The organism is Arthrobacter sp. zg-Y916, assembly GCF_020907385.1.
In the GTDB taxonomy this organism is placed as follows: domain Bacteria; phylum Actinomycetota; class Actinomycetes; order Actinomycetales; family Micrococcaceae; genus Arthrobacter_B; species Arthrobacter_B caoxuetaonis.
Genome location: NZ_JAJJOD010000001.1, coordinates 781,024 through 799,300, shown reverse-complemented (window position 1 = coordinate 799,300; position 18,277 = coordinate 781,024). Strand labels below are relative to the sequence as shown.

The 18,277-nt window shown below is 65.8% G+C and carries 20 protein-coding genes; 10 read left to right on the top strand and 10 right to left on the bottom strand.

The window, feature by feature from the left end; genetic code table 11:
- Nucleotides 1-936: a DNA-methyltransferase gene (locus LOC59_RS03870; RefSeq protein ID WP_227894436.1), complete on the top strand. Its 936-nt coding sequence runs from the start codon at nucleotides 1-3 to the stop codon at nucleotides 934-936.
- Nucleotides 937-947: 11 nt separating this feature from the next.
- Here LOC59_RS03870 and LOC59_RS03865 read toward each other — a convergent pair whose 3' ends face one another.
- Complete coding sequence (locus LOC59_RS03865; protein WP_227915450.1) at nucleotides 948-1,796, bottom strand: PHP domain-containing protein; 849 nt, start codon at nucleotides 1,794-1,796, stop codon at nucleotides 948-950.
- Nucleotides 1,797-1,896: 100 nt separating this feature from the next.
- On the opposite strand from LOC59_RS03865, the gene LOC59_RS03860 reads away from it, so the two are divergent.
- Nucleotides 1,897-3,492 (top strand): aminopeptidase P family protein, encoded by a 1,596-nt coding sequence (locus LOC59_RS03860; protein WP_423723818.1) that lies wholly within the window; start codon nucleotides 1,897-1,899, stop codon nucleotides 3,490-3,492.
- Between the two features lie 111 nt (nucleotides 3,493-3,603).
- On the opposite strand, the gene LOC59_RS03855 is transcribed toward LOC59_RS03860, so the two are convergent.
- Nucleotides 3,604-4,635, bottom strand: coding sequence for a general stress protein (locus LOC59_RS03855; RefSeq protein ID WP_227915451.1), 1,032 nt, complete (start codon nucleotides 4,633-4,635; stop codon nucleotides 3,604-3,606).
- 120 nt (nucleotides 4,636-4,755) lie between these two features.
- Between LOC59_RS03855 and LOC59_RS03850 the strand changes: the two genes are divergently transcribed.
- From LOC59_RS03850 to LOC59_RS03840, 3 genes are read left to right on the top strand one after another with little or no spacing between them, the layout of a single operon-like run.
- Complete coding sequence (locus tag LOC59_RS03850; RefSeq protein WP_227894433.1) at nucleotides 4,756-6,042, top strand: magnesium transporter MgtE N-terminal domain-containing protein; 1,287 nt, start codon at nucleotides 4,756-4,758, stop codon at nucleotides 6,040-6,042.
- On the top strand, nucleotides 6,035-6,622 hold the full coding sequence (locus LOC59_RS03845; RefSeq protein ID WP_227894432.1) for a DUF1003 domain-containing protein: 588 nt from the start codon (nucleotides 6,035-6,037) through the stop codon (nucleotides 6,620-6,622). Before LOC59_RS03850 ends, LOC59_RS03845 begins: the two co-directional genes overlap by 8 nt.
- Nucleotides 6,623-6,676: 54 nt before the next feature.
- Nucleotides 6,677-7,780 (top strand): P-loop NTPase, encoded by a 1,104-nt coding sequence (locus tag LOC59_RS03840; protein WP_229970872.1) that lies wholly within the window; start codon nucleotides 6,677-6,679, stop codon nucleotides 7,778-7,780.
- 40 nt (nucleotides 7,781-7,820) lie between these two features.
- Here the strand turns inward: LOC59_RS03840 and LOC59_RS03835 are convergent, their stop codons facing one another.
- From LOC59_RS03835 to sigE, 3 genes are all read right to left on the bottom strand, one after another.
- The gene (locus tag LOC59_RS03835) at nucleotides 7,821-8,282 is read right to left on the bottom strand and encodes a Sec-independent protein translocase TatB (RefSeq protein WP_227894430.1); all 462 of its coding nucleotides are present in this window, start codon (nucleotides 8,280-8,282) and stop codon (nucleotides 7,821-7,823) included.
- Nucleotides 8,283-8,332: 50 nt separating this feature from the next.
- Nucleotides 8,333-9,100, bottom strand: coding sequence for a hypothetical protein (locus tag LOC59_RS03830; RefSeq protein ID WP_229970656.1), 768 nt, complete (start codon nucleotides 9,098-9,100; stop codon nucleotides 8,333-8,335).
- Nucleotides 9,101-9,255: 155 nt separating this feature from the next.
- Entirely contained in the window at nucleotides 9,256-9,867 is a 612-nt protein-coding gene (gene sigE / locus LOC59_RS03825) for an RNA polymerase sigma factor SigE (protein ID WP_227894429.1), read from the bottom strand.
- Between the two features lie 342 nt (nucleotides 9,868-10,209).
- On the opposite strand from sigE, the gene LOC59_RS03820 reads away from it, so the two are divergent.
- Nucleotides 10,210-10,851 (top strand): O-methyltransferase, encoded by a 642-nt coding sequence (locus LOC59_RS03820; RefSeq protein ID WP_227894428.1) that lies wholly within the window; start codon nucleotides 10,210-10,212, stop codon nucleotides 10,849-10,851.
- Between the two features lie 19 nt (nucleotides 10,852-10,870).
- On the opposite strand, the gene LOC59_RS03815 is transcribed toward LOC59_RS03820, so the two are convergent.
- From LOC59_RS03815 to LOC59_RS03795, 5 genes are all read right to left on the bottom strand, one after another.
- A complete protein-coding gene (locus LOC59_RS03815; protein ID WP_229970654.1) occupies nucleotides 10,871-12,499 on the bottom strand; it encodes a leucyl aminopeptidase family protein in 1,629 nt (542 codons plus the stop codon).
- Nucleotides 12,500-12,568: 69 nt separating this feature from the next.
- Nucleotides 12,569-12,736 carry a DUF3117 domain-containing protein gene (locus LOC59_RS03810; protein ID WP_083521353.1) on the bottom strand — a complete coding sequence of 56 codons (168 nt, stop codon included), beginning with the start codon at nucleotides 12,734-12,736 and terminating at the stop codon, nucleotides 12,569-12,571.
- A 206-nt stretch (nucleotides 12,737-12,942) separates the two neighbouring features.
- Nucleotides 12,943-13,518, bottom strand: coding sequence for a DNA-3-methyladenine glycosylase I (locus LOC59_RS03805; RefSeq protein ID WP_227894426.1), 576 nt, complete (start codon nucleotides 13,516-13,518; stop codon nucleotides 12,943-12,945).
- Complete coding sequence (locus tag LOC59_RS03800) at nucleotides 13,515-13,937, bottom strand: DivIVA domain-containing protein (RefSeq protein WP_227894425.1); 423 nt, start codon at nucleotides 13,935-13,937, stop codon at nucleotides 13,515-13,517. The genes LOC59_RS03805 and LOC59_RS03800 overlap by 4 nt, the downstream gene beginning before the upstream one ends.
- A gap of 72 nt (nucleotides 13,938-14,009) precedes the next feature.
- The gene (locus tag LOC59_RS03795; protein WP_227894424.1) at nucleotides 14,010-14,780 is read right to left on the bottom strand and encodes a TIGR00730 family Rossman fold protein; all 771 of its coding nucleotides are present in this window, start codon (nucleotides 14,778-14,780) and stop codon (nucleotides 14,010-14,012) included.
- A 145-nt stretch (nucleotides 14,781-14,925) separates the two neighbouring features.
- On the opposite strand from LOC59_RS03795, the gene LOC59_RS03790 reads away from it, so the two are divergent.
- The 4 genes from LOC59_RS03790 (at nucleotide 14,926) to LOC59_RS03775 (ending at nucleotide 18,264) form a co-directional block, all read left to right on the top strand.
- Nucleotides 14,926-15,705 carry an amino acid ABC transporter ATP-binding protein gene (locus LOC59_RS03790; protein WP_227915453.1) on the top strand — a complete coding sequence of 260 codons (780 nt, stop codon included), beginning with the start codon at nucleotides 14,926-14,928 and terminating at the stop codon, nucleotides 15,703-15,705.
- 76 nt (nucleotides 15,706-15,781) lie between these two features.
- Complete coding sequence (locus LOC59_RS03785; protein WP_227894422.1) at nucleotides 15,782-16,621, top strand: glutamate ABC transporter substrate-binding protein; 840 nt, start codon at nucleotides 15,782-15,784, stop codon at nucleotides 16,619-16,621.
- A 99-nt stretch (nucleotides 16,622-16,720) separates the two neighbouring features.
- On the top strand, nucleotides 16,721-17,395 hold the full coding sequence (locus LOC59_RS03780) for an amino acid ABC transporter permease (RefSeq protein WP_227894421.1): 675 nt from the start codon (nucleotides 16,721-16,723) through the stop codon (nucleotides 17,393-17,395).
- Nucleotides 17,392-18,264 (top strand): amino acid ABC transporter permease, encoded by an 873-nt coding sequence (locus LOC59_RS03775; RefSeq protein ID WP_227894420.1) that lies wholly within the window; start codon nucleotides 17,392-17,394, stop codon nucleotides 18,262-18,264. Before LOC59_RS03780 ends, LOC59_RS03775 begins: the two co-directional genes overlap by 4 nt.
- Nucleotides 18,265-18,277 lie beyond the last annotated feature (13 nt).

Sequence of the window (18,277 nt, the reverse complement as noted above, 5' to 3'; positions counted from 1 at the left end):
ATGAGCACACCTGACTGGACGCCGGACGGCGGGTCGCTGATAGTCCACGCAGACAATGCGGACTATCTGCCGACCCTGCCGGACGGCGCCTTCACAATGATCTATGTGGACCCGCCGTTTAACACCGGCAGGGCACAGCGGCGGCAGCAGACCACGATGGTCCGCAGCGTTGACGGCAGCGGTGACCGGACGGGGTTCAAGGGCCGCAGCTACACCACGGTCAAGGGCCTGCTTTCCAGCTACGACGACGCGTTTGAGGACTACTGGGCGTTCCTGGAACCCCGCCTCGCCCAGGCCTGGCGGCTTCTGGCCGACGACGGAACCCTCTATGTCCACTTGGACTACCGCGAAGTGCATTACATCAAGGTGATGCTTGATGCCCTGTTCGGCCGCGACTGCTTCCTGAACGAGATCATCTGGGCCTACGACTACGGCGGACGCGCCAAGAACCGCTGGCCGGCCAAGCACGACAACATCCTGGTCTATGTGAAGAACCCGGCTGCCTACCACTTCGACAATGCGGAAGTGGACCGGGAACCGTACATGGCCCCGGGCCTGGTCACGCCGGAGAAAGTGGCGCTCGGAAAGCTGCCCACCGACGTCTGGTGGCACACGATCGTTTCACCCACCGGGCGGGAGAAGACCGGTTATCCCACGCAGAAGCCCGAGGGCCTGCTGCGCCGCGCCGTGGCAGCGTCCAGCCGCGAGGGTGACTGGGTACTGGACTTCTTCGCGGGTTCGGGGACGCTGGGGGCCGTTGCCGCCAAGCTGAACCGGCGGTTCGTCTGCGTCGATGCGAATCCCCAGGCGATTGAGGTCATGACGGCCCGGCTGGGGCACGCGGCCGCCGTCGTGGTCCCTCCGAAGCCAAAACCCGTGCGTGCCCGGCGTCCTGCCAAAAAGAGCCCAGCCGGGACCGAAGCAGCCGCACTGTAGCCTGGGCCGGCTCAGGCCCTGATGACGCCCGTGCCCGTTCCCAGCTCTTCGATACGTTCGAAGACCTCGGGCGCGGTCAGGTTTTCCCCGAGCAGGTTCGGCTTGCCGGTGCCGTGATAGTCGCTGGACCCCGTGACCAGCAGCGAATGCTCAGCGGCAAGCCGGCGCAGGTACTCGCGTCCGGCCTCCGGATTGTCCCTGTGCTCAATTTCCACGCCGGCCAGGCCGGCGTCGATCATCTGGTGGTAGGTCTCCTCGCCAACCACCCGGCCGCGCGCGGATGCCTCCGGATGGGCGAAAACCGGAACACCGCCCGCAGCGCGGATCAGTTCCACCGCCACAGCGGGGTCCGGTGCGTAATGCGCCACGAAGTACTTGGAGCGGCCGGTCAGGATCCCTGCGAAAGCGGCAGAGCGGGTCGGGACGACGCCAACGGCGACCAGTGCGTCCGCGATGTGCGGACGTCCGATGGTCGCCCCGGGAGCCACCTGCTCCTCGACGTCCTGCCAGCTGATCGGATAATCCTCGGAGAGACGCTCCACCATCTGTTCGGCCCTGGAAACCCGTGCGGAACGGGATTTGGCAATCTCCTTGCGCAGGCCAGGATGGGACGGATCGTGCAGGTAGGACAGTACGTGCACGCTGATGCCGTCCGCGGTCCGGCAGGAAACCTCCATACCGGGCACCAGGGTCACTCCCAGCGTCGCGGCGGCTTCGGCGGCCTCCGCCCATCCTGCCGTTGAGTCGTGGTCCGTCAGGGCGACGACGTCGAGACCGGCGGCACGTGCGGCAGCCATGACGGCTCCGGGCGCTTCGGTTCCGTCTGAGACATTGGAATGGGTGTGCAGGTCAATTCTCACCTTCCTAATCTACGCGTCGCTCCCCTGGTCCTGCGGCATGCCGGGCCAGGGCCGTCCACGGATGTTTGGCTGTCTTCAGGCGCGGTGAGAGCATGGACGGGTGACTACTGATGCCAATTCCCTGAACCCCGCCGAGTCCGGCCTCGAAGAACTGTCCGAGGGGCAGCCGCTCGAGGACCGGGTGAACAACCGTTCCCAGCGCCCTACCTCGCAGGCGTTCAAGGACTTCATGTCCTCAGGCTGGGCCCCTGAATCCGATGCCCTGCCCGAAGCGTCGGAGGCGGCGCCCTACGCTGCTGCCCGCCGCCGTGCCCTGTCCCAGCGGTTCCCCGGCGAGCGGCTGGTTATCCCCGCCGGGCCGCTGAAGGTCCGCTCCAACGACACGGACTACAGGTTCCGCCCGCACTCCGGCTTCGCCCACCTGACGGGGCTGGGCCTGGACCATGAGCCGGATGCCGTATTGGTCATGGAACCAGTGGAAGAAGGCACGGGCGACGACGGCGGAAACCACACCGCCGCCCTCTACTTCCGGCCGCTGGCCGGCACGGACAGCGAAGAGTTCTATTCCAACGCCCGTTACGGCGCGTTCTGGATCGGTTCCCGCCTGGGCCTGGCCGACATCAGCGCGCTCACAGGACTGCCCGCGCACGACATGTCCGGCGCGGAGACAGCCATCACGGGCAACGTGGGTGACCCGCAGTTCGGCGGCGTCTCCGTCCGCCTGCTGCGCAAGGTCGACGAGATGGTCGATGCTCTGGTGGATACCGTCCGCTACAACACGGCGATGGACCCGGAGAACATGGATTTCAGCGCCCTGGACGCAAAGGATGAGGAGCTCACCGAAGCGCTCTCTGAAATCCGGCTCGTCAAGGATGCCTGGGAAATCTCCCAGATGCGCGAAGCGGTGGCTGCAACGGTCAACGGCTTCACGGAGGTCGTCAAGGCACTCCCCCGTGCCATCACCCATCCGCGCGGTGAGCGTGTCGTCGAAGGCGCGTTCTTCGCCCGGGCCCGTGAGGAAGGCAACGACCTGGGCTACGACACCATCGCTGCTTCCGGCAACAACGCGACCGTCCTGCACTGGATCCGCAACAACGGTGCCGTCCACGCCGGAGACCTGCTTCTCCTGGACGCCGGAGTGGAAGCAGACAGCCTCTACACCGCCGACATCACGCGTACCCTGCCGGTCAACGGAACGTTCTCCGAGGTCCAGCGGCGTGTGTACCAGGCCGTGCTGGACGCCGCAGATGCCGGTTTCGCAGCTGCCAGGCCGGGCAACAAGTTCCGCGACGTGCATGCCGCTGCCGTGCGGGTGCTGGCTGAGCGCCTCGAGTCCTGGGGCCTGCTTCCGGTTCCGCTGGAGGAAGCGCTGTCCGAGGAGGGCCAGCAGCACCGCCGCTGGATGCCGCACGGCACGAGCCACCACCTCGGCCTGGACGTGCATGACTGCGCGCAGGCCCGGCGGGAACTCTACCTGGACGGAATCATCGAAGAGGGCATGGTGTTCACCATCGAACCCGGCCTCTACTTCAAGGAAGAAGACCTCACCATTCCCGAGGAATACCGCGGGATCGGCGTCCGGATCGAAGACGACGTGCTGATCACCTCCGACGGCGCGGAAAACCTGAGCTCGGCGCTGCCCCGGAATCCCGACGACGTCGAAGACTGGATGGCAGGCATCTACGCCGCCTCCTAGGCCCAGCTCCCGTGGGCCCGCCGCTGGCGGCCGGCCCATGGGAGGGACAAGAACGCCCGGCCGGGTTTCCCTGGCCGGGCGTTCTTTGTGTGTGGCTTGCGGCGGGGGTGCTTAGCCGCGCTGGTCCTGCTGCTCCCCGCTGGCGCTGTCCTGGCTGGCACTGCCCTCGCGGGCGCTGCCCTGGCTGGCACTGTCCTGGCCCGCCGGGGGCTGGCCCTGAGGCGTGTCCTGTGCTGGCTGCGGCGGCTCAGAAGCGACATTCCCTGTCGCAGGGGCGTGGCTCGGCGCGCCCTGGGGAAGCCGGACCCCGTAGCGGGGACGGCCGTCCGGAAGGTCGGGGAACTGCCCGCGCGGTGTTTCCCCGGCGCGCGGGCCTGCCTGCGGCTGCCCGCTTCCCGTGCCGGGGGCCTGTGGAGACTGGACTTCGGCCGGACCGCGGGATCCCGCGGCGTCTGTTCCGGCGGCAGGGGCTTCACGCCGTCCGGCATCGCGGGTGCCGTAGGGGTCGGCCCAGGTGGACGGGCGCTCCGGCGCAGGCCCTGGCTGCTGGCCTTGATACGGCGGCTGCTGCTGGTAGGGAGGCTGCTGGTACGGGGGCTGCGGTTGGCCCGGCTGCTGGAACGGCGCACCCGGCGCCGGGTGTCCGGCCTGGCCCACCATGGGCAGCTGGGCCAGCAGGCGCCGCGCCTCGTGCGCCGCTTCCGGTGACACAACGACGTCGTAACTGGTCGCGACCATCTGGTTCGTGGACGTGAAGTCGCGGCGGCCACGCTGGAAGGCATAGGCCAGTACTCCGAACAGGAGCCAGAACACCGCGCCAAGCGCCATGGAGGGGATCAGGGAAATGTAGGAGTCACCACCGCCGAAGAGCATGAGTGCCAGTCCCACGAAGAGACCGAACCAGGCTCCCGTTGCGGCACTGGACAAGGCGACCCGGGGGTACGTGAGCCGCCCCGTCACCCGCTCCACGGATTTCAGCTCGTTGCCCACGATCGTGACGTTCTGGACCGGGAACTTGGAGTCAGCCAGGTAGTCGACGGCCTTCTGCGCATCCAGGTAGGCCGTGTAGCGGCCCACGAGCTCACCCCTGGGCAAGGTCCGTCCCGGATCACGCTGCGCAGAGGCGCCAAAGAGGTTCGACATTCCCCCATTGTTTCGCAGTTGTGCCGCAAGTGGGTGGATGTATCGCTCGCAGTGAACGCGGCCACGCTCTCTCCGCGCCTGAATACGCCGATCCTGCTGCCGCCAAGTAGCCTAAGTAGGGTGAGCACAAATCCTACGCGCGTCTTCGTTGCACGGCTGCTGGGCCTCGACGTCTTCGACCCCCTCGGCGACCGGCTCGGGCGCCTGCGGGACGCCGTCGTGCTGGACCGCGGCGCCGGGCGTCCTCCGCAGGCGGTCGGAATCGTGGTGGAAGTACCCGGCAAGAAACGCGTCTTTGTGCCCATCACGCGCATTACCTCCATGGATCCCGGACAGATTATCTGCACCGGCCTGGTGAACCTGCGGCGCTTCCAGCAGCGCGGTGCGGAAATGCTGGTTGTCGCCGAGCTCTTTGACAGCAAGGTGTCCCTGGCGGACGGAAGCGGCGACGCCACCGTGGAGGACATCGCCATTGAACAGAACCGTGCGGGAGACTGGCACGTTTCAAGTCTTTTCGTCCGGCGCGGCGGTTCGCCGTCGCGGCTGCGCGGCCTCCGGCGGCGCGGCGAGCTGCTGATCGTCGACTGGGCTGAAATCGGCCACTGGGATATCACCGGCCCCCAGGCCGCAACCCAGTTCGTCGCCCAGCACGACGATTTGAAGGCTGCGGACTTTGCCGAGGCGCTCCACGAAATGAGCGGCAAGCGGCGAATCGAAGTGGCCAGCGAACTCCAGGACGAGCGCCTGGCAGACGTGCTCCAGGAACTTCCGGATGATGACCAGGTGCAGATCCTGCAGTCCCTGGATCTGGAACGCGCTGCGGACGTGCTGGAGGAAATGGATCCCGACGACGCCGCCGATCTCCTCAACGAGCTGCCGGAGGAGCAGAAGGAAGAGCTCCTGCAGCTGATGGAACCGGAAGATGCCCGGGACGTGCGGCGCCTGCTGGAGTATGAGGAAGACACCGCCGGTTCGCTGATGACGCCGGTGCCGGTCATCCTTCCGCCCGAAGCCACCGTCGCCGAGGCCCTGGCCCATGTCCGCCGGGAGGAACTGACTCCGGCCCTCGCATCCTCCATTTATGTCTGCCGGCCGCCGCTTGAGACCCCGACCGGACGTTACCTCGGCGTCGTCCACATCCAGCAGCTCCTGCGCACGGCGCCGCCCGAAGCACTGGGCAACATCCTGGATACGGATCTGGAGGCCGTCCGGGATTTCGCCAACATCGCCGAAATCTCCCGGATGCTCGCAACCTACAACTTGAACTCACTGCCGGTAGTGAACGACGCCGGGCGGCTCGTGGGAGCCGTCACCGTCGACGATGTGCTGGACCATCTGCTTCCGGATGACTGGCGCGCTTCTGATGAAACCGGCCCCATAACGTGGCAGGGAAGGAACAATGGCTGAGAAGAACCATCCCCGTACCAACGGCCTCGACACTCCGCGCACCGCCCGAACCAGGTGGTTCCCCCGGCTGTCCCCAAACCCCGATGCCTTTGGCCACGCCACGGAGAACTTCGCCCGCTTCATGGGCACCCCGCAGTTCCTGCTGTACATGACGGTGTTCTGCGTCCTGTGGCTCGTCTGGAACACGTGGGGCCCTGAGCCGCTGCGCTTCGACAGCGTGGCCCTGGGCTTTACCCTGCTGACCCTGATGCTTTCGCTGCAGGCTTCCTACGCCGCTCCCCTGCTGCTGCTGGCGCAGAACCGGCAGGATGACCGCGACCGGGTGTCCATGCGGCAGGACCGGGAACGTGCCGAACGCAACCTCCTCGACACCGAGTACCTCACCCGCGAAATTGCCGAGCTGCGCATTGCGCTGCGCGAGGTAGCTACCCGTGACTATGTACGTTCCGAGATCCGGGGACTGCTCGAAGAGCTGATCGAGGCCAACGATGCCCGGGACGAGGGCCAGCGGCGCGGGCAGCAGCGGCGCCGTACGCCGGATGGATCCGCTTCGCTGTCCAAGAGCGCAGGAGACGACTAGGCGGTGCCCGCAAACCAGATTGACCCCTCCCTGCACCAGAAGGCCCGCACGGCCATGGACCGGGTCATCGATCCGGAACTGCGCCGGCCCATCACCGAACTCGGAATGCTGCGCAGCGTCGAGGTGGATGAGCGCGGCGCGGCCCGGATCGGTGTCCTGCTCACCATCGCCGGGTGCCCGCTGCGCGAAACCATCACCGCCGACGTCGAACGCGAGCTCTCAGCTGTCCCGGGCATCACGTCCGTCAGCGTGGACCTCGATGTGATGAGCCCGGAACAGCGGGAAGAACTCAAGACGCGGCTCCGGGGTCCCGGCGGCCAGCGCGGAGTACCGTTCAACCGGCCCGGTTCCCTCACCCGCGTCTACGCGGTTGCCAGCGGCAAGGGCGGTGTGGGCAAGTCAACGGTCACGGTCAACCTGGCAGCAGCGATGGCGGCGTCCGGGCTTCGTGTGGGAGTGATCGACGCCGATGTCCACGGTTTCTCCGTTCCGGGACTGCTGGGAATCACTGCGCCGCCGACCCGCGTCGACGAAATGATCCTGCCTCCCGTCGCGTACGGCATCAAGACAATCTCCATCGGCATGTTCCTCAACGGCAACAAGCCAGTCGCCTGGCGCGGCCCCATGCTGCACCGGGCCCTGGAACAGTTCCTCACTGACGTCTACTTCGGCGATTTGGACGTGCTCCTGCTCGACCTGCCGCCGGGTACCGGTGACATCGCGATCTCCGTGGGACAGCTGCTGCCCTCCTCCGAGATCCTTGTGGTGACCACCCCGCAGGCTGCTGCCGCCGAAGTGGCTGAGCGCGCCGGAACGGTGGCGGCCCAGACCGGACAAAAGGTTGCCGGCGTCATCGAGAACATGTCCTGGCTGCCGCTGCCGGGAGGCGAAAGGATGGAGCTCTTCGGCTCCGGCGGCGGTGCGCTGGTTTCCGGACGCCTGGGTACGGCACTGGGGTATGAGGTTCCGCTGCTCGGAAGCATTCCGCTGGATGTCCGCCTGCGGGAAGGCGGGGACGCCGGGCTGCCTGTGGTCCTGGATGAGTCCGCCGTGGAACCGGAAAGCGCGGGGGCCGAACTGCGCAGGATCGCAGCAACGCTCGCCAACCGTCCGCGCGGCCTTTCCGGGCTGAATCTGGGGGTTTCCCCGCGTTCCTGACTGTGGCCAGGGCGTTGGAAAGGTCCGTCTGAGGGGACGGCTAGGTTGCTTCCACGTCGAAGGGCGCTCTTTCCCCTTCGCCCAGGCGCTCGAGGCGCTGGAAAGGCGGAGCGGGCATGGAGGCTGCGGCCGCAGCCGGAGCTGCCGCAGTTGCTGCTGTTGCCGCCGTTGCCGCGGCTGCGGTGGCCGTCACCGTTGCGGGGCGCCGAGCTGGATTCGGAGCCGACGCCGGCCGCACGGCTTCTTCGACGTCGTCGAGCAGTGCTTCCTTGATGATCCGCCGCGGGTCATACTGGCGCGGATCAAGCTTCCGCCAGTCGACGTCATCAATTTCGGGACCGACTTCTTCACGAAGCTGTTCCCTTGCCCCGGTGGCCATCCGGCGCAGCTCGCGCACCAGGCGGGCCAGCTGGGAAGCGTATTCCGGCAGGCGCTCGGGTCCAAGAATGGCCACGGCAAGGATCGCCAGCACGATGAGCTCACTGCCATTTATTCCGAACACGTTTGAAGGTTACCTTTTCCCGGAGGAAACAAGCCACTCAGAGAATGGACTCACAGTGATCCCCCGGCTCCGGCAAGAACCGACAGGCCGCGCAGGATCCGCTGTACAGCAGTGTCTTCCCCGTCCGAGGGGGGAACCAGCAGGCGTGCAGACTCACTCAGTGAGAGTTCGCTGACAGCGCCGGTCATCGTTTCAGCGGGAGCAGATGAGGCCAGCGTGTACGTCACATTTCCGGTAGACAGGACCGCTTCACCCGGCCGGGACGGCGCCTGCCAGATCCGCGGTGCCGTCGGAGTGCCCTCCTGCGCGGTGAATCCAGCCTCGGCGACGGGACGGCCGCTGACCGCGTGCAGGACTTCGTTGTTCTTCCCTCCCTGCCAGGGCCGCTGTTCGTAGAGCAAAATTTTCTCTTCGCCGCGTACCAGAACCAGGGCGACAGCAGGGTGCCCGGCCACCGTCTCGGTCCGGGCGCTTTCCACCGTGAACCCCAGTTCGGCCAGTTCCGGGCAGGACCACCCCGAATTCCGCAGCTCAGCCAGCTCCTCGGAGGACAGCTCGTCCTCCGGTTCCTCCGCAATGTCATTCCAGCCTGCCAGCAGGTGTGCCTGCTGCGGCGCGGTGAGCGGCTCATCAGCCAGCGTGCCCAGAACATAGGCCCCGGCGAGGACGAAGCCGGAGACCAGCGTCAGGACGCTCCCGAAGGCCAGCACATATCTGCCCGGCCGCGAAGGTGCCGCAGGTTCCGGTGGAACAGTCGCGCTCCCCGGACCGGCTACGATCCTCCGGGCCAAATCCTCCCCGGGCGCTGGGATGTTCATCGCGCGGAGGCGGCTCCGCAGGCGGCGTTCCTCTTCCACCAGGCACCGGCAAGTGGCGCAGTGCTCCAGGTGTGCTTGGACAGTAGCCTGTTTGCGGTGCGGAAGCTCAGCGTCCAGGAACTCGCGAAGATGTCGTTTCGGGTGCCGCATTGTGCCTAGTTCGCTCCCGCCACGCGGGGCATCTTCAGGCCTACCGACGGCGCCCGGCGCTGGGCAGGATCGCGGTGTGCAAGCTTTTCCTTGAGCATGGTGCGTCCCCGGTGGATCCGGGAACGCACTGTGCCGAGCTTTACGCCCAGGGCCTTCGCTACTTCGTCGTAGGAGAGCCCTTCCAGGTCGCACAGGACGACGGCGGCACGGAAGTCGGGCGGCAGCTCTTCCAGCGCCCGCTGGATGTCTACGTCAAGATTATTGAACTCGAAGCTCCGCTCCGGGCCGGGGCCCTGGCTGGGGAGCCGGCTTTCTGCTTCCTCGCTCATGCCGTCGAACCGGATCCGGCTTCGGCGCCGGGCCTGGTCCAGGAACAGGTTGGTGGTGATGCGGTGCAGCCAGCCGTCCAGCGTACCCGGCTGGAAGTTCGCCAGTGAGCGGAAGACGCGGACAAAGACTTCCTGCGTCAGGTCTTCGGCGTCGTGCTTGTTGCCGGTGAGCCGGTAGGCCAGCCGGTACACCTTTGCCGAGTGCGCTTCCACCACTTCCTGCCAGGACGGACGTACCCAATCGGCGTCCTCTGGTGCAGGGGCTGCAACGTCCACTGATCCCGTCACGGTTCTCCTCCCTTCACAGCGCAAGGCACTTGCCCTTTCCAGGTTTGGCTGTGTAGGGGCACGCGATCTCAGCAAGTTCGAAATCCATGTTCGCGCATCTTTCTGGGAATTTGCTGTTAGCACGCTAGGCGCCGGCACACAAGTAGCCCCGCATTCGCGTTCCGGGGCGATTCGCCGGCGCCGCACGGCCGTGCCGGAGGGAATTAGGGTCCGGCGGGCCTTAAGCTTGTACTGGCTGGATGCATCCGACATCCGCCGGGCAGCCCGGACAGGGATTTCCGACGCCGGATTCCACCGCCGGTTCCACACACCACCGCATCAAACCGAAAGAGACCTGCATCCATGAGCGCCGAAAAGCAGACGACCTGGTCCTACACCGAGGCGCTGCCCTTCGAGGATGAAGTCCTGCTCCGTGCCCGCGAACGGTCGCACGAGCTGGGAGTCGCGCCGGTGAGCACCGGAGTCGGAGCGGCGCTGACCGTACTGGCAGCCTCTTCGAAAGCCCAGACCGTCGTGGAGATCGGAACCGGTGCCGGCGTATCAGGAGTCTGCCTGCTTCGCGGGCTGAGCCGGCAGTCCGTCCTGACCACCATCGACATCGACGTCGATCACTTGCGCGCTGCCCGCCAGGCCTACTCGGAGGCCGGTATCCCGGGGAACCGCACCCGGACCATTTCAGGCCGGGCGGCAGAGGTCCTCCCCCGGCTTACCGACAACGCCTACGATCTGGTCTTCATCGATGCTGACAAGCCCAACTTCGCGGTCTACACCGATCAGGCGGTGCGGCTGCTGAAACCGGGCGGACTGCTGATCGTCAACGGTGCCCTCGACAACGGCAGGGTTGCTGATCCGGCTGCACGCGAGCCGCTGACCAACACCATGCGGCAGGTCGGCAAGGTCATCCGGGAAAACGACGAACTGGTTTCCGCACTCCTGCCGACCGGCGACGGCCTGCAGCTCGCCGTCAAACTCGCACGCCGGTAACCCGGGCGCGGGGACGCTTCTAGGAAGCGTCCAGCCCCGCCAGGGTCCGGGCAGCACGGGCACGGAGGAAGGCGATGAGGAGCCGTGCCCCGAATCCCGTTGCACCCTTGGAGTATTCGTTGGTGTCAGAGCCGACTTCCATGGGGCCTGCAATATCCAGGTGGATCCAGGGTGTCTCGCCAACGAATTTCTCGAGGAACAGTGCGGCCAGGATCGCCCCTCCGCCCGCTTTGGCGCCGACCGGTGCAACATGGGCCAGGTCCGCTGTGTCCGACTCCAGCAGATAGTCATAATCCGGCACCAGGGGCAGTTGCCACAGCGGTTCACCGGAACTGCTGCCAGCCGCTTCAAAGGCCGAAAGAAGATCCGAACGGTTACCGAAGAGAGCTGCGTGCCGCTTTCCCAGGCCGAGTGCTGCGGCTCCCGTGAGAGTCGCGACGTCGACCAGGACTTCAGGGTCCAGCTGGTCCGCTGCGTAGGCCAGCGCGTCCGCCAGGACCATCCGGCCCTCGGCATCGGTGTTGCCGATTTCCACCGTGGTGCCGTTCCAAGTCCGCACGACATCTCCGGGGCGGTAGGACGAAGCACCAATCGCATTCTCAGCCAGGGCCAGGAGGCCCGTGACTTCGAACGGCAGGCCGAGTTCCGCTGCGGCCTGCACCACGGAGAGGACGACGGCGGATCCGGCCATGTCCATCTTCATGGCGGGCATGGATTCGCGGGGCTTCAGGGAAATTCCGCCTGAGTCGAAGGTGATGCCCTTCCCGACCAGGACCACCCCGCCGGCCTTCCCGGGCTTAGACGCCTTCCCGGCTGTCGCTGCAGCCGCTGTTCCCGGCCGATAGGTCACACGCACCAGGCGCGGACCATGCGAGGATCCCGACCCCACTGCCATCAGGCCGCCAAATCCTTCGGCCGCCAGGCGGACGGGATTCCATTCCTCGTATTCCAGGCCGGAGGCTTCGGCCACGGCGCGGCTTTGTTCAGCCATCCAGGCCGGCGTGGCAATATCCGGCGGAGTGTTGGTGAGGTCGCGGGCCAGCCACGCCGCACGGGCCGCAGTTTCTGCGCGGACCAGGGCCTGCGGGTTCAAGCCGGTGACTTCCAGGTGCACGGCCATCGGCTTGGCTGCCGCCGATACCCCGGTTTTTGGCGCCCGGTAGCCACCGAGGAAGAAACCTTCCAGGAAGGCCTGCTGTGCCTGCAGCGGCAGGCCGTCGACCACGCTGGTGCGAATACGCTGTACCCCGAATGTCGCACGGGCCAAGCAGGCTCCCGCCCGCCGGAGGCTCTGGTGGGATTCATCCCCCACGCCCAGGTAGATCAGTTTCCCAGGCAGGTCTGCCTTCCCGCGCGGCGGTTCCACCACCAGGTGCTCGCCGGCTTTGCCGCTGATACCTGCGGCGTCGGCCCGGGAGGCCACGTCGATTCCGTAGCGGACTGCAGCTTCAACCGCACCGCGGCGCGGCTCCGGCACGGGACGGGCGCCGTCGCCGGCACCCTCCTGGGCAGGTTCAGATGAGGGACCGGGCGCTATCGCCACGGCCAGGACATCCACGCCTTCCCCGGGTGCCGGGTTAAGGCCTGTGCCATCTCCCGGTTCACCGGAGCGCGGATCAAGCGGCGCAAGGCCGCTGACGTTTGTCATGGACTTCCGGGAAACCTGCAAGGTACCCGTTGGCCTGGAAATCTGCCGGGGAGGACGCATGCAACCAGCCTAGCCGGTGACGCCGAGGAGGCATTCCTTGAGCTTGCCGGCTTCTTCGGCGTTCAGTTCCACAACCAGGCGTCCGCCGCCGTCGATCGGAACCCGCAAGATCAGGCTGCGCCCCTCCTTGGTGACCTCCATGGGTCCATCACCCGTACGCGGTTTCATCGCAGCCATCTTGAAGTTCCCCTTTCAAAAGTGCACTTCGGGGTTATTCCCCGAGTAGTCACCATTACTGCTGCGGAAGGCATCACCCGTTATTTAGGGCACCGAGCCGCATTTGCGATCATTATTCCGCACAAATGCTAAGCAGGCGAAATTTCGGTGTGTCTGGCGCCACAATCCCCAGCGTGTCGCGGGCGCCGAGACCGGGGTCCGGGCCCTTATCCGTCGCCGCGCAGCGCGCAGGCGGCCAGATGATCATTGACGTACCCGGTCGCCTGCATCATGGCATAGGCCGTCACCGGCCCGACGAACCGAAACCCGCGGGCCCGCAGTTCGCGGGACAGCTTGTGGGATTCGGGAGTGGATGCCGGGATGTCCTCGGAGGTGCGGGGAGCAGGGCCGGGCTGCGGCCGGTGGAGCTCCAGCAGGTCCGCCAGGGATTCACCCCGCGGCAGTGACAGCAGGGCCTTGGCGTTATTGACAGTCGCCTGGATCTTCGCGCGGTTCCGGATGATCCCCGGGTTCGCCATGAGCTGCGCGATTTCAACGTCCCCGAACCCTGCTACTGCTTCCGGATCGAAGCCGCGGAAGGCTTCTCGGAACGCCGGCCGTTTGCGCAGTATGGTGATCCAGCTCAACCCCGCCTGGAATCCTTCCAGGCTGAGCCTCTCGAACAGCGCGGCATCGCCGCGCACCGTCCGGCCCCATTCATCGTCGTGGTAGGCCAGATAATCAGCGCTGGCCAGTGCCCACGGGCACCGCAGCCTTCCGTCGGGGCCAGGCTGGGCGGTCACCGGAGCTGTTCCGAGCCGGCGCCGCCGGAGGCGGCAGGCGGGTCCTCCCGCCGGTCCTGCGCGGGGGTGTCCGCCGTGCAGGGACGCCGCAGCCGGGCCAGTTCCTCGTCCCGGTCCTGCAGGGCCGCGGCCAGGCGCTCCAGCACCTCGTCGACCTGGTCCATCCGATACCCGCGGAAAGCGACGGAGAAGCGGAGCCTGCCTACGTCGGCAGCATCCGGATGATCGGGCAGGAGCACAGGTGGAAGGCGCGGATCCGGCTCTCCCAGCGCTGCCGTGTCTCCGGGCCCGTGCAGGAAATCCGGGTCTGATGCGCCGGCGGCAGTGCGCCGCCAGCGGCCGGGACCGATCCGTCCGGCTACTGCAACGGCAACTGCGCCGACGACGGCGAGGGCAAGGAAGGCCAGCAGGATGATCACCGAACCATCGTCGCAGATCCTGCCTCTGCAGCAATCAGCGTTGCCGACATTCGCGGGCCCTGCTGTTGCCCGCTAGAGCGAAACGTGGCCTGCGCTGTCGGCGATGATCAGTTTGACTGCCTCGGCCGGGTCATCCACCACGTGGAGCAGCTCCAGGTCCTTGGCGGAGATCATTCCTTCCTCCAGCAGGCTCCCTCGGACCCATTCCAGCAGCGGCGACCAGAAGTCCGTCCCCACCAGCACGATCGGGAATGACGTCACCTTCTGCGTCTGGACCAGCGTCATCGCCTCGAAGAGCTCGTCCAGCGTGCCGAAACCGCCCGGCAGCACAATGAAGCCCTGTGCGTATTTGACGAACATGGTCTTGCGGACGAAGAAATACCGGAAGTTGATGCCCAGGTCGACCCAGTCATTAAGGCCTGTCTCGAAGGGCAGTTCGATGCCCAGGCCAACCGAGACGCCACCGGCTTCCACGGCGCCCTTGTTGGCGGCTTCCATGGATCCGGGTCCACCGCCGGTGATCACGGCCAGCCCTGCTTCGGAAAGAAGCCTACCCACGGATTCCCCCATCCGGTACCAGCGCGAGCCGGGAAGACTGCGGGCGGAGCCGAAGACACTGACTGCAGGGCCGAGCTCGGAGAGGGTTCCGAACCCTTCAACAAATTCGCTCTGGATCCGCAGCACGCGCCAGGGATCGGTGTGCGTGAAATGCGATCCGTCCTGGGTGTCCAGCAGGAACCTGTCCGACTGCGGAACCCGTGCCTGTCCCCTGCGCAGTTCCACTGGTCCCCGCCGCTTTGCCGATACCGGGCGCGAAATGCCTTGCTCGTCACTGATTGCCATCCCTACAGGCTAGCGGCTGCATGTGGTGCGCACCTCAGTTTGGCAACTGTGAAACGGCTGTCATTTGGTTTCTCTTGCGTCACGATTTGTCTGCCCGCAAGCGATCGGGGACAACGGGGGTTGATTTGTTCGCTATCTTCTACCTATGACCAGTGACACAACATCAGGGCAGCCGGTGCCTGAACAAGCAGCACCCCTCGTCTCGCTGAAGAACGTAAACAAGCACTTCGGGGACCTCCACGTGCTGCGGGACATCAACCTTGATGTGGCGCGGGGCGAAGTCGTCGTCGTGATTGGCCCCTCAGGCTCGGGAAAGTCGACCCTGTGCCGGGCCATCAACCGGCTGGAAACCATCGACGACGGTGAGATCACCATCGATGGCAAAGCCCTGCCCGCCGAGGGTAAGGCACTGGCCAAGCTGCGTGCCGACGTCGGAATGGTCTTCCAGTCCTTCAACCTCTTTGCCCACAAGTCGATCCTGGACAACGTGGCCCTCGGTCCCATCAAGGTGAAGCGGATGAAATCCGCCGAGGCCAAGGAAAAGGCGATGGCGCTGCTGAAGCGCGTTGGTGTGGACAACCAGGCCAACAAGCTGCCGGCCCAGCTTTCCGGCGGACAGCAGCAGCGCGTTGCCATCGCCCGGGCGCTGGCCATGAAGCCGAAGGTCATGCTCTTCGACGAGCCGACCTCCGCACTGGACCCCGAAATGATCAACGAGGTCCTGGACACCATGGTCGAGCTGGCCCAGGAGGGCATGACCATGATCGTGGTTACCCATGAGATGGGCTTCGCCCGCAAGGCAGCAGACCGCGTGATCTTCATGGCCGACGGCCAGATCGTCGAGCAGGCAGCTCCCGAAGAGTTCTTCACCAATCCCAAGAGCGACCGCGCCAAGGACTTCCTCGGCAAGATCCTCGCCCACTAGGCACCCCCGTTCTATCCACCCTTTGAGGCAGAGGCGGTGGTCCCCACGGACCTCCGCCGCAATGCAAGGAGAAAAAATGCGCACTACCCGTTACGCAGTTGCCGCCATGGCAGCCGCTGCCGCACTGACCCTGTCCGCCTGCGGCAGCGACGCCGGCACCGACTCCGCAGATTCCGGCGACGCCGAAACCATCCGCGTCGGCATCAAGTTCGACCAGCCGGGCCTCGGCTTCGCTGACGCCGGCTCCTACGCCGGCTTCGACGTCGACGTTGCCACCTATGTCGCCAAGGAACTGGGCTACAGCGAAGACCAGATTGAGTGGATCGAGACCCCGTCCGCACAGCGCGAGAACATGCTGGAAAACGACCAGGTCGACATGATCTTCGCAACCTACTCCATCACGGACACCCGTAAGGAAAAGGTCGCCTTCGCCGGACCGTACTTCGTCGCCGGTCAGGACCTGCTGGTCCGCGCTGATGACAGCGAGATCAAGGGCCCCGAGGACCTCAACGGCAAGACCCTCTGCTCCGTCACCGGCTCCACCTCGGCCCAGAAGGTCAAGGACACCCTGGCCAACGAGGCGAACCTGGTGGAGCAGCCCAGCTACGCCGAGTGCGTCACCGCCATGCAGGGCGGCTCCATTGACGCCGTCACCACCGATGACATCATCCTGGCCGGCCTGGCTGCCACTGATGCCAACAAGGGCCAGTTCAAGGTAGTCGGCAACACCTTCTCCGAGGAGAAGTACGGCGTCGGCATCCAGAAGGACAGCGACAAGTGTGAAGACATCAACGCTGCCATCGAGAAGATGATCGAAGACGGCGCCTGGGAAGAAGCCATCAAGAAGAACACCGAGGGTGCTGACTACGCCTTCAACGCTGAGCTGAACCCGCCGGCCATGGACGCCTGCGCCTAAGCAAGCCACCTCCGCCGGGTTTCGGCGGCAACGTTCGGGGCAGGGCAACAAGCCCTGCCCCGAACTCCGCTCCACACATTTTTACGGAAGAGGTGACATATGGAAGGTTTCCTCGAGCTCTTTGGCGAATACGACGTCATCGGGGCCTTCTGGGTCAACATCCAACTGACATTCTGGGCAGCGCTCTGGTCCCTGGTGCTTGGCACCATCCTGGCCGTGATGCGCATTTCGCCGATCGCCAGCCTTCGCTGGTTCGGCACGGCATACGTGAACATCTTCAGGAATACGCCGCTGACCATCATCATGGTCTTCGGCACGCTTGCCCTGTGGTCCCAGCTGCAGGTCAACCTCTCCGGCGACTTTCAACTCAACTTCTTCCGGCTGGCGGTGCTCTCGCTCTCCATCTACCACGCAGCGTTTGTCTGCGAAGCCATCCGGAGCGGGGTGAATACCGTCCCCCTGGGACAGGCTGAAGCCGCCCGTTCCATTGGACTGTCCTTCCTGCCGGCAGCGTGGCTGGTCATCCTGCCGCAGGCTTTCCGCGGCGCCGTCGCACCGCTGGGCAACGTCCTGATCGCACTGGCCAAGAACACCACCGTCGCCGCCGTGGCCTCTGTGGCTGAAGCCTCCGGCCTCATGAAGACCATGATCGAGTTCCGCCCGGATCTTATGACGCAGATCTTCCTGACCTTCGCGATGGGCTTTGTGCTGATCGTGATCCCCATCGGCCTGCTGACAACCTGGGCCTCGAAGAAACTGGCGGTGGCCCGATGAGCCAGAGTGTGCTTTTTGACGCCCCCGGGCCGCGCGCCCGCCGCCGCATCCTCCTCGGCAACATCCTTGGCACGCTGTTCATCCTGGCCCTGCTTGCGCTGGTCGTGAAGGGCCTGGCGGACAAGGGCCAGTTCGAGGCAGCCAAGTGGACGCCGTTCCTGGAAGCCGACACCTGGCAGTACAACATGCTCCCAGGCCTGTTGGCCACGCTCCAGGCCGCCGGCGTCGCGATCGTCACGTCCATCGCGTTCGGCCTCATCTTTGGCCTGGGACGCCTGTCTTCGGTCAGGGCCATCAGCTGGGTCGCCGGTCTGGTCGTGGAGTTCTTCCGCGCCGTGCCGGTGCTGCTGATGATGATTTTCTTCTATCAGTTCCTTTCGAAGTCCACACCCGTCCCACCGGCGGATGTTCCGTTCGTCGCCGTCGTCCTGGCCCTGACCCTGTACAACGGCTCCGTGATTGCCGAGCTCGTGCGGTCCGGCGTCTTCGGGCTGCCAAAGGGACAGCGCGAGGCTGGACTGGCGATTGGCCTGACCCGAAGCCAGTCCCTCCGCGTCATCGAGGTTCCGCAGGCACTGGTAGCCATGCTGCCGGCACTGCTGAGCCAGTTTGTCGTCATCCTGAAGGACTCGGCCCTTGGTGCCTTCATCGGCTACAGCGAACTGCTGGTCTTCGCCCGGCGCCTGGCGGCAGGTGACGGTAACATCCTGCCCGCCCTGCTGGTCACGGCGGCGATCTTCATCATCCTCAACATGATCTTGACCTTCGCCGCCCAGCGCCTCTCGCGCCGGCTCGGTGCACGTGCCGGGACACTGCTGCGGACAGAGGACGCCATAGAACCCGAAGGGGTTCCCGCGCCGACGCGCTAGCCTCCGCTCCATC